This window comes from Pseudomonas sp. NPDC087614 (genome assembly GCF_044743485.1).
Lineage (GTDB): Bacteria > Pseudomonadota > Gammaproteobacteria > Pseudomonadales > Pseudomonadaceae > Aquipseudomonas > Aquipseudomonas baetica_A.
In genome coordinates, this window is sequence record NZ_JBIUWN010000120.1 from 1 (window position 1) to 10086 (window position 10086).

At 59.3% G+C, this 10086-nt stretch carries 10 protein-coding genes; 3 read left to right on the top strand and 7 right to left on the bottom strand.

All coding sequences use genetic code 11. The annotated features are described in order from the left end of the window. Window positions 1–272 (bottom strand): RNA pyrophosphohydrolase (locus ACIOWA_RS26395; protein ID WP_401162709.1); only part of this gene is annotated, 272 nt, incomplete at its 3' end. A 143-nt stretch (window positions 273–415) separates the two neighbouring features. Between ACIOWA_RS26395 and ACIOWA_RS26400 the strand changes: the two genes are divergently transcribed. Further along, a complete protein-coding gene (locus ACIOWA_RS26400; protein WP_339430389.1) occupies window positions 416–1072 on the top strand; it encodes an HAD family hydrolase in 657 nt (218 codons plus the stop codon). Between the two features lie 91 nt (window positions 1073–1163). Here the strand turns inward: ACIOWA_RS26400 and ACIOWA_RS26405 are convergent, their stop codons facing one another. Beyond that, on the bottom strand, window positions 1164–1577 hold the full coding sequence (locus ACIOWA_RS26405) for a DUF2269 family protein (RefSeq protein ID WP_339430390.1): 414 nt from the start codon (window positions 1575–1577) through the stop codon (window positions 1164–1166). 40 nt (window positions 1578–1617) lie between these two features. Further along, window positions 1618–3132, bottom strand: coding sequence for a threonine ammonia-lyase, biosynthetic (gene ilvA, locus ACIOWA_RS26410; protein ID WP_339430391.1), 1515 nt, complete (start codon window positions 3130–3132; stop codon window positions 1618–1620). Window positions 3133–3279: 147 nt separating this feature from the next. Here ilvA and rpiA point away from each other — a divergent pair, with 147 nt between their 5' ends. Further along, window positions 3280–3954 (top strand): ribose-5-phosphate isomerase RpiA, encoded by a 675-nt coding sequence (gene rpiA / locus ACIOWA_RS26415; RefSeq protein WP_339430392.1) that lies wholly within the window; start codon window positions 3280–3282, stop codon window positions 3952–3954. A 148-nt stretch (window positions 3955–4102) separates the two neighbouring features. Here the strand turns inward: rpiA and ACIOWA_RS26420 are convergent, their stop codons facing one another. The 4 genes from ACIOWA_RS26420 to ACIOWA_RS26435 all read right to left on the bottom strand — a co-directional run bounded on the left by ACIOWA_RS26420 (window position 4103) and on the right by ACIOWA_RS26435 (window position 8419). Continuing rightward, window positions 4103–5020 carry an SdiA-regulated domain-containing protein gene (locus ACIOWA_RS26420; protein WP_339464673.1) on the bottom strand — a complete coding sequence of 306 codons (918 nt, stop codon included), beginning with the start codon at window positions 5018–5020 and terminating at the stop codon, window positions 4103–4105. 106 nt (window positions 5021–5126) lie between these two features. Then, window positions 5127–6050 carry an SdiA-regulated domain-containing protein gene (locus ACIOWA_RS26425; RefSeq protein ID WP_339430394.1) on the bottom strand — a complete coding sequence of 308 codons (924 nt, stop codon included), beginning with the start codon at window positions 6048–6050 and terminating at the stop codon, window positions 5127–5129. Between the two features lie 267 nt (window positions 6051–6317). Beyond that, on the bottom strand, window positions 6318–6983 hold the full coding sequence (locus ACIOWA_RS26430; protein ID WP_221734095.1) for a fumarylacetoacetate hydrolase family protein: 666 nt from the start codon (window positions 6981–6983) through the stop codon (window positions 6318–6320). Window positions 6984–7024: 41 nt separating this feature from the next. Next, complete coding sequence (locus ACIOWA_RS26435; RefSeq protein WP_339430395.1) at window positions 7025–8419, bottom strand: FAD-binding oxidoreductase; 1395 nt, start codon at window positions 8417–8419, stop codon at window positions 7025–7027. 205 nt (window positions 8420–8624) lie between these two features. Here ACIOWA_RS26435 and serA point away from each other — a divergent pair, with 205 nt between their 5' ends. Next, complete coding sequence (serA, locus tag ACIOWA_RS26440; RefSeq protein WP_401162712.1) at window positions 8625–9854, top strand: phosphoglycerate dehydrogenase; 1230 nt, start codon at window positions 8625–8627, stop codon at window positions 9852–9854. The last annotated feature ends 232 nt before the right edge of the window (window positions 9855–10086 follow it).

Here is a 10086-nt window from a genome sequence, read left to right on the forward strand (position 1 = left end):
AGCGGTTGGCTGTGGGTACGCACCAGACGTTGCGGCAAACGATAGCGCAACCAGCCCCGTGTGCAGGCGAGTATTTCAACATCTTCACGTTCCAGGCCAACTTCTTCGTTCAGCTCGCGGTACAAGGCGTCTTCCGGCGTCTCTTCAGGGTTGATTCCCCCTTGTGGAAACTGCCAGGCATCTTGATTGATACGGCGAGCCCATAGCACCTGGCCGGCGTCATTCGTCAGAATGATCCCGACATTGGGGCGGAAACCATCGGGGTCGATCACGGCAACAACCTCGCAAACGCATGTCGCCGCATTGTTCCACAAAGCTTGATAAGGCGGCAACGAAGGTTCCTACCTTATGTGCACTCTTGTGAAAAGACCGTATTCTTGTCGCCTTTTTACTGACTTTTCAGCGGGTAACTGCAATGCGCCTGGCTCTATTCGATTTGGACAACACCCTTCTGGGCGGCGACAGCGACCACGCTTGGGGCGACTATCTGTGTGAACGCGGCTTCCTCGACCCCGTCGCGTACAAAGCGCGCAACGACGAGTTCTATCAGGATTACCTGGCCGGCAAGCTGGATAACGCCGCGTACCTGAATTTCTGCCTGGAGATTCTCGGCCGCACCGAAATGGCCGTGCTCGATCAATGGCACAACGACTACATGCGTGACTGCATCGAGCCCATCGTGTTGCCCAAGGCGCTCGACCTGTTGAAAAAACACCGCGATGCCGGCGACAAACTGGTGATCATCACCGCGACCAACCGTTTCGTGACCGCGCCGATTGCCGTTCGTTTGGGCGTTGAAACCCTGATCGCCACCGAGTGCGAAATGGTCGATGGCCGTTACACCGGGCGCAGCACCGATATCCCGTGCTTCCGTGAAGGCAAGGTGACGCGCCTGAATCGCTGGCTGGAAGAAACCGGGCATTCGCTGCAAGACAGCTACTTCTACAGCGACTCGATGAATGACTTGCCGCTACTGGAGCAAGTGGCGAACCCGGTGGCCGTGGATCCGGATCCGAACCTGCGCGCTGAAGCCGAAAAGCGTGGCTGGCCGGTCATCACACTGCGCGACTGAGACCGCTTTCGCGAGCAAGCCCGCTCCACACTGGAATGCGTTCCCCTGTGGCAGCGGGCTTGCACGCGAAGGGGCAACCCGGTCTCAAGCCTTAAACAGGCTTGGCCCCCATCAACGCCGCAATGGCGAGAAATCCGACACCACTGACAATCGCCAGCGCCAGACTGAATTTCCAGTTACCGCCCCCGCTCGTCCACCGTCGATTCAGCCGAACAAGCAACCAAACGGCACTGAATGTGGCCACGGCATAGATCACGCTGGAGCCCAGAATCCAGAACTGCCCCAATGGCCAGCCAATCAGATGCACCAGCCACCAGCCGGTGAAGGGCATGCTCAACATGCCGATCAGCATCAGACACCAGACAAACAACCACGGACGCTGCATCGTGCTGGCCGGCCCTTGACTGCGATTACGCCAGGTCAGCGCGGCGAGCCCCAGGCCGCTGGTGAGTATCACCACGGTTGCAGCGACGTGAAGGACTTTCAGGGTGGTCAGGGTTTCCATGGGTTTCTTTTCCTTGGGCCATGCCCATCAGCGTAGCCGTTCAGCCAAGAAACAGCTTATAGGCCGGGTTGTCGCTTTCGTCCCAGTACGGATAACCGATTTGCGCCAGCGCCTGCGGCACCAGATGCCGCTCATCGTGGGGCACTTGCAGCCCGGCGACCACCCGGCCATCTGCCGCGCCGTGGTTGCGGTAGTGGAACATCGAGATGTTCCAGCGCCCGCCAAGTTTGTTGAGGAAGTTGAACAGCGCGCCCGGACGCTCCGGGAATTCGAAGCGCAGCACCACTTCATCAACCACCTGCGCCGCACGCCCGCCGACCATGTGGCGGATGTGCAACTTGGCCAATTCGTTGTCGGTCAGGTCAATGACCGGGAAGCCCTGCTCGGCCAGGCTCGCCAGCAGTGCGCTGCGCGGGTCGTTTTCCGGGTGGGTCTGCACGCCGACGAAGATGTGCGCTTCGCTGCCGGTGTTGTAGCGGTAGTTGAATTCGGTGATCTGACGCTTGCCGATGGCCTCGCAGAACGCCTTGAAGCTGCCGGCCTTTTCGGGAATGGTCACGGCGATGATCGCTTCGCGGCCTTCGCCCAGTTCGGCGCGCTCGGCAACGTGACGCAAGCGGTCGAAGTTGACGTTGGCGCCGGAGTCGATGGCGACAAAGGTCTGGCCGCTGACGCCGCGCAACTCGACGTACTTCTTGATCCCGGCCACGCCCAAGGCGCCGGCAGGCTCGGTGATCGAGCGGGTATCGTCGTAGATATCCTTGATTGCCGCGCAGATCTCGTCGGTGCTGACGGTAATCACTTCATCGACATGATCTTTGCAGATGTCGAAGGTGTGCTGGCCGATCTGCGCCACCGCGACGCCGTCAGCAAAGATGCCCACGGTCGGCAACACCACGCGTTCGCCGGCAGCCATGGCGGCTTGCAGGCAGTTGGAGTCGTCGGGCTCGACGCCGATGACTTTGATGTCCGGACGCAGGTATTTCACGTACGCCGCGATACCGGCGATCAGGCCGCCGCCGCCGACCGGGACGAAAATCGCATCCAGTGGCTGCGGGTGCTGACGCAGAATCTCCATCGCCACGGTGCCCTGCCCGGCAATGGTGTGCGGATCGTCGTACGGGTGGATGTAGACGTAGCCTTTTTCATCGACCAGTTTCAGCGAATAGGCCAGCGCTTCCGGGAACGAATCGCCGTGCAGCACCACTTTGCCGCCACGCGAACGCACGCCTTCGACCTTGATCTCCGGGGTGGTCTTGGGCATGACGATGGTGGCTTTGACGCCCAGCACTTTCGCCGCCAGGGCCAGACCCTGCGCGTGGTTGCCCGCTGAAGCGGTGACCACACCACGGGCGCGTTCTTCGTCGCTCAGTTGGGTCAACTTGTTGTAGGCGCCCCGAATCTTGAACGAGAACACCGGCTGCAAGTCTTCGCGCTTGAGCCAGATGTCATTGCCCAGCCGCTCGGAGAGCTGGCGAGCGTTCTGCAGCGGGGTTTCTACGGCAACGTCATAAACGCGCGAGGTGAGGATCTTTTTGACGTACTGTTCGAGCATCGGAAAGCATCACTGAGCGGTTGGGCAGGGCCAAGGAGTCTAACCCGGCTTTTGCCCGGGCGACCACACGATTGCAGAGGTTTTAGACCCGCTTGGGGCTATAATGCCGGCCTTTCCGTACTCACCTCGCCCGCTTCCGGAGCCCGCATGACCCAGGATCAACTCAAACAGGCAGTGGCTCAGGCCGCTGTCGACTTCATCCTCCCGAAACTCGACGACAAAAGCATCGTCGGTGTCGGCACCGGCTCCACCGCCAACTGCTTCATCGACGCACTGGCCCAGCACAAGGGCGCATTCGATGGCGCGGTCGCCAGCTCCGAAGCCACCGCCGCGCGCCTCAAGGGCCACGGGATTCCCGTCTATGAACTGAACACCGTCAGCGATCTGGAGTTCTACGTCGACGGCGCTGATGAAAGCGATGAGCACCTGAACCTGATCAAGGGCGGCGGCGCGGCCCTGACCCGCGAGAAGATCGTTGCCGCCGTGGCCAAGACCTTCATCTGCATCGCCGACGCCAGCAAACTGGTGCCGGTGCTGGGCGAATTCCCGCTGCCGGTGGAAGTCATCCCGATGGCTCGCAGCCACGTCGCTCGCGAACTGGTGAAACTGGGCGGCGACCCGGTGTACCGCGAAGGTGTACTGACCGACAACGGCAACATCATCCTCGACGTGTTCAATATGCAGATCACCAATCCGGTGGAGCTGGAAACACAGATCAACGCCATCGTCGGCGTGGTCACCAACGGTTTGTTCGCCGCGCGTCCGGCGGATCTGCTGCTGCTGGGTACGAGTGAAGGTGTGAAAACGCTGAAGGCTGAGTAAGCCAGACTGCCCACATTTTTGTGGGCAGATGCATGCCCCCACCTGTGGGAGCAGGCTTGCTCGCGACAGCGGTGGATCAGTCGACATCTGCGTTGTCTGGTCCACCGCTTTCGCGAGCAAGCCCCATATTGGTTTTTTGCGGTGTCAGTCAGTTCTGGGCGGGCTTTTTGAAGACGTAAAACAGGTTCGGCTCACTCACCAGATACAGCGTCCCGTCGTCATCCATCGCAATGCCTTCTGCCTGCGGCACGGTTTTCTGCAAGCCTTGTCGGCCCTTGCTCAGCGACAGGGTGCTCAACGGGCGCCCACCCACATCCAGTTCCAGAATCAGCCCTGACTCATCCGACAGTGCCAGTAAATGCCCGCTGCGCTCGTCGTATTGCAGGCTCGACAGATCACGCACGAACATGCCGGCATCCCGTTTGGGATTGTTGATCACATGCACCGCGTAGGACTTTTCCGGGTTGAAGTGCGGGAAACCGTGCACTTCGTAGATCAGCATCGGGTCGCGCTCTTTCGCGACAAACAAGCGCTTGCCCACCGAGTCATAAGCCAGCCCCTCAAAACCCTTGTTGCTGCTCGCGTGCACACCCAGGGTCATTTGCTCGGCGTCCGCCGCATCGAGGAACGTGGTGACATCTTCCAGGTGAATCTTGATCAACCGCTGCTGGCGCTCGTCGGTGATCACATAAGTATCGGCACTGATGAACTCAACCGCCTCCGGATCACCAAAGCCGATCAGTGCGATGCGGCGCAGGATTTTGCCCTCCAGCGACAGTTCGACCAGTTCGGCATGTTTGTTGGTGACTGTGAACAGACTGTTGCGCACCGGATCGTAGGTCAGCGCCGACACGTCATCGTCCAGCCCCTCGATTACCCGCGCCTCGATCTCCACCCGATATTGATCCAGACCAATGGCCTCGCTGCTTAGCGGTTGCCACAGGGTGTGCAGATTGAACCAGGCGCGCTCGAACAGGCGCAGGTATTGGCCAATCGCGATCAACGCGATCAGAGCAATCACCGAAAGGGTGACAAGGAGAGGCTTGGGACGGGCAAATCGACGCATGCAGGAGGGCTCGGAATCAAAACAGGCGGATGAAATATCACGCCTGTCTGAAATGAAGCTTAATGGCCACTTGCCTTGGACGACAAGAGCCTCCCCAGCAAGGGCATTACTTCTGCTTTTCGAAGCGATAGAACAGGTTCGGCTCGCTGACCATATACAGCGTGCCTGCCTCGTCCAGGGCCACGCCTTCGGCGCGGGGAATGGTGTTCTTCAAACCGTTGAAGCCGCCAAGCAGGGTCATGAAACTGACTTGCTCGCCCTTCTCGTCCAGCTCCAGCAACAGGTGCGAGTCAGCCGACAACGCCAATGTGTGACCGGTGCGCGGGTCAATCGCCAACGCCGAGAGATTGCGAATGTCGAGCTCATCACTGTCCAGCTTCTGCTTGTCGCCTTTGAGCGTCTGGCTGCCATCGCTTTTCCAGGTGAACAGCACCGGTGGACGCTCCTCGCCCAGCAGGAACTGCTGGTTGCGCGCATCCCAGGTAATCGCTTCGAAAGCTTTGTTCTGGTCTTTCGAGGGGCCAAGGTCGTACTTGGGGAAATTGGCGATGTTCAGCTCACGCGTATCGGCGTCGACCTTGACGATCGACAGCATGTGCAGACGCTCATCGACAATGGCCATCAGGCCGTTTTCCATGATCGTGACGCCTTCCGGGTTGGCCCAGCCCACCAGCGGCATCTTGCGCAGCACATCGCCTTGCAGGGTCAGTTCGACCAGAAACGGGTTCTTGCCCATCACCGAGAACAGGGTTTTGGTCTGCGGGTTGTAGGCCAGATCCGACGCCTCATCCTTCTCCATGCCCGGCAGCGGCTTGGCATCGATGACCACCCGGTAATCCGGCAGCCAGACACTTCCCTTTTGCTCGGCCGGGCTTTCGAAACGCTCCAGTACCCACAGCGCACCGCGATCATCCCAATGCATCAGATACGCCAGCCCATACGCTGCGACGATCACCAGCAATAGCCAGGAATACCAGCGCAGGGCGAAACGTGAGCGGCGAGGGGTTTTGAGCTGAGTTTGAGATGCCATCGAGGGATGCGTTCCGAAAATTCAGGCTATGGGTAATAGCACAAAGAGGCCGGCTCAGACGCCAGAATGACGGAAATTATCCAGACGGGATGTGAAAAAAACGGCAAATGGCGAGATTGTCGTGGTTTGTCCCCGATCTTCGGGTCACCACAAACCAATGCGAGAGCGGGCTTGCTCGCGAAGGCGTCGGATCAGTCGACATCTTCGTTGACTGACAAAATGCTTTCGCGAGCAAGCCCGCTCCCACAGGTTTTTGCAATGTGGCGGTTAGCGCACGCTGCTGGTAAAGCGGCTGGCGCCGACCAGTTCCAGCACGATGTCGTCGCCGACATTCAGCGGGCCAACGCCCACCGGCGTGCCGGTCAGGATCACGTCACCGGCCTGCAGCGAGAAGCAGCCGGCCATGTGCTGGATCATCGGCACGATCGGGTTGAGCATCGCGCTGCTGTTGCCGTCCTGACGGACTTCGCCGTTGATGGTCAGGCGGATGCCGATATCGGTCAGATCAGCAAAGGTGCTGCCCACCACGAACGGGGCAAGCACCGCCGCGCCGTCGAACGACTTGGCGATTTCCCACGGCAGGCCCTTGGATTTGAGCTCGGCCTGCTTGTCGCGCAGGGTCAGATCCAGCGCCGGAGCGAAACCGGAGATCGCATCGAGCACTTCTTCACGACTTGGCTTGGTCGACAGCGGCTTGCCGATCAACACGGCAATTTCCGCTTCGTAATGCACCGAACCGCGCTCGGTCGGAATGCTGAAACCGCCTTCCAGCGACACCACGCAACTGCCCGGCTTGATGAACAGCAACGGCTCGGTAGGCACCGGGTTGTCCAATTCCTTGGCGTGTTCGGCGTAATTACGCCCAATGCACACCACTTTTCCCAGCGGGAAGTGAATACGCGTGCCGTCGACATACTGGTGCTGATAGCTCATTTACCGACTCCTGCCTTCATTGATTCATCAGAGATTGCCAATCAAACCGCGAAAATCTTGCCCGGGTTCATGATGCCGTTCGGGTCGAACACCGCTTTGACCGCTTTCATGTATTCGATTTCGACCGGCGAGCGGCTGTAGGTCAAGTAATCGCGTTTGGTCATGCCCACGCCGTGTTCGGCGGAGATCGAGCCGTTGTACTTCTCGACGGTTTCGAACACCCACTTGTTGACGGTGGCGCATTTGGCGAAGAACTCGTCCTTGCTCAGGCTTTCGGGCTTGAGGATGTTCAGGTGCAGGTTGCCGTCGCCGATGTGGCCGAACCAGACAATTTCAAAGTCCGGATAGTATTCGCCGACAATCGCGTCGATTTCCTGCAAGAACGCCGGCACTTTTGAAACGGTGACCGAGATGTCGTTCTTGTACGGGGTCCAGTGCGAGATGGTTTCGGAGATGTACTCGCGCAGCTTCCACAGGTTCTGCAGCTGGGTTTCGCTCTGGCTCATCACGCCGTCCAGTACCCAGCCCTGCTCGACGCAATGTTCAAAGGTTTCCAGCGCGCTGTTGGCCACTTCTTCAGTGGTCGCTTCAAACTCCAGCAGCGCGTAGAACGGGCAATCGGTTTCAAACGGCGCCGGCACATCACCGCGACCCAGCACTTTGGCCAAGGCCTTGTCGGAGAAGAATTCGAACGCGGTCAGGTCGAGCTTGCCCTGGAAGGCGTGCAACACCGGCATGATCGAGTCGAAATCAGCGGTGCCGAGGACCATCGCCGTGAGGTTTTTCGGCGCACGATCCAGACGCATGGTCGCTTCGACCACAAACCCGAGGGTGCCTTCGGCGCCGATAAACAACTGGCGCAGGTCGTAACCGGTGGCGTTCTTGATCAAATCTTTGTTCAGTTCCAGCACGTCACCTTTGCCGGTGACCACCTTCATGCCGGCAACCCAGTTGCGGGTCATGCCGTAGCGAATGACCTTGATCCCGCCGGCATTGGTGCCGATATTGCCGCCAATCTGGCTGGAACCCGCCGATGCGAAGTCCACCGGGTAATACAGGCCCTTTTCTTCAGCGACGTTCTGCAAATGCTCGGTGACCACGCCCGGCTGACACACGGCGGTGCGGTCAGTGAGGTTCACGTCGAGAATCTGGTTCATGTAATCGAATGACACGACCACTTCGCCGTTGGCGGCCACCGCAGCGGCGGACAGCCCGGTGCGCCCGCCCGAAGGCACCAGCGCAACCTTGTGCGTATTGGCCCAACGGACGATGGCCTGCACCTGTTCGATAGTCTTGGGAAACACGATGGCGCTCGGCGCGGGGGCGAAGTGCTTGGTCCAATCCTTGCCATATGTGTTCAGGGAGTCGGCGTCGGTCAGGACCTTGCCAGGCTCGACCAGGGTCTTCAGTTCATCAATCAGGGCAGGATTGGTCATCGACAGAACTCTCGAACAATTCATGGTCATCCTGAGAACGCTTCACGTCGCAGGAATGAGTGTTTAGCGGGGTCGTTATGCTAGCATACCGACCCCGCCGGCCAGTGCCCAAACGCCTGTTCTGCGGTGACGGCTTTCTTGTCGTCCAGGTCAATGTCTGTTGACCATTTCCTGCCATTTTTCTCCGGGATACAGGTTTACGCAGATGAGCAAGACTTCTCTCGATAAGAGCAAGATCAAGTTCCATCTTCTCGAAGGCGTCCACCAATCGGCTGTCGACGTCCTCAAGGCGGCGGGCTACACCAGCATCGAGTACCTCACAGGTTCTCTGCCGGAAGCCCAGCTCAAGGAAAAGATCGCTGACGCTCACTTCATCGGCATTCGTTCGCGCACCCAACTGACTGAAGAGATCTTCGATCACGCGAAGAAGCTGGTAGCGGTCGGTTGCTTCTGCATCGGCACCAACCAGGTTGACCTGGACGCGGCTCGCGAGCGCGGTATCGCCGTGTTCAACGCGCCGTACTCCAACACTCGCTCCGTGGCCGAGCTGGTGCTGGCCGAAGCGATCCTGCTGCTGCGCGGCATCCCTGAGAAAAACGCGTCCTGCCACCGTGGCGGCTGGATCAAATCCGCAGCCAACTCCTTCGAGATCCGTGGCAAGAAGCTGGGCATCGTCGGCTACGGTTCGATCGGTACTCAGTTGTCGGTTCTGGCCGAAGGCTTGGGGATGCAGGTGTTCTTCTATGACACCGTGACCAAGCTGCCGCTGGGCAACGCGACCCAGGTCGGCAACCTGAACGAGCTGCTGGGCATGTCCGACATCGTGACCCTGCACGTTCCGGAAACCGCTGCGACCCAGTGGATGATCGGCGAGAAGGAAATCCGCGCCATCAAGAAGGGCGGCATTCTGATCAACGCAGCACGCGGCACCGTGGTCAAACTGGACGCCCTGGCGGACGCGATCAAGGACAAGCACCTGATCGGCGCGGCCATCGACGTCTTCCCGGTGGAGCCACGCTCCAACGACGAAGAGTTCGAAAGCCCGCTGCGTGGCCTGGACAACGTGATCCTGACCCCGCACATCGGTGGTTCGACCGCTGAAGCGCAAGCCAACATTGGTCTGGAAGTGGCGGAAAAACTGGTCAAGTACAGCGACAACGGTACGTCCGTTTCGTCGGTGAACTTCCCGGAAGTGGCCCTGCCGGCTCACCCTGGCAAGCACCGCCTGCTGCACATCCACGAGAACATCCCGGGTGTGATGAGCGAGATCAACAAGGTCTTCGCCGAAAACGGTATCAACATCTCCGGTCAGTTCCTGCAGACCAACGAGAAAGTCGGCTACGTGGTGATCGACGTCGACGCCGAGTACTCGGATCTGGCGCAAGAGAAGCTGCAGCACATCAACGGCACTATTCGTAGCCGTGTATTGTTCTGATCCAGCGTTGAGCGACAAAAAAAGGGAGCCTTCGCAGACTGTGTGAAAACACACTGATGGTGGTTTCAAGCAAACGCCCCGACTTGTTCGGGGCGTTGGCTTTTGTGCGGACGGCAGACGAAAAAGGGCGTTTCAGCCCATCAACTGACGTGCGCCGAGCACGTTAATCGCTCTTTTCAGGTTATAGGCGTTCACCGCCAAGGCCATTTCGGCTCTCGCCCCCTCGAGCTGT

What these genes read in the sequence shown, in the direction of transcription:
- ACIOWA_RS26400 (WP_339430389.1), top strand. Translation starts at nt 416, where the DNA reads ATGCGCCTGGCTCTATTCGATTTGGACAACACCCTTCTGGGCGGCGAC.
- ACIOWA_RS26405 (WP_339430390.1), bottom strand. Translation starts at nt 1,577, where the DNA reads ATGGAAACCCTGACCACCCTGAAAGTCCTTCACGTCGCTGCAACCGTG.
- ilvA (WP_339430391.1), bottom strand. Translation starts at nt 3,132, where the DNA reads ATGCTCGAACAGTACGTCAAAAAGATCCTCACCTCGCGCGTTTATGAC.
- rpiA (WP_339430392.1), top strand. Translation starts at nt 3,280, where the DNA reads ATGACCCAGGATCAACTCAAACAGGCAGTGGCTCAGGCCGCTGTCGAC.
- ACIOWA_RS26420 (WP_339464673.1), bottom strand. Translation starts at nt 5,020, where the DNA reads ATGCGTCGATTTGCCCGTCCCAAGCCTCTCCTTGTCACCCTTTCGGTG.
- ACIOWA_RS26425 (WP_339430394.1), bottom strand. Translation starts at nt 6,050, where the DNA reads ATGGCATCTCAAACTCAGCTCAAAACCCCTCGCCGCTCACGTTTCGCC.
- ACIOWA_RS26430 (WP_221734095.1), bottom strand. Translation starts at nt 6,983, where the DNA reads ATGAGCTATCAGCACCAGTATGTCGACGGCACGCGTATTCACTTCCCG.
- ACIOWA_RS26435 (WP_339430395.1), bottom strand. Translation starts at nt 8,419, where the DNA reads ATGACCAATCCTGCCCTGATTGATGAACTGAAGACCCTGGTCGAGCCT.
- serA (WP_401162712.1), top strand. Translation starts at nt 8,625, where the DNA reads ATGAGCAAGACTTCTCTCGATAAGAGCAAGATCAAGTTCCATCTTCTC.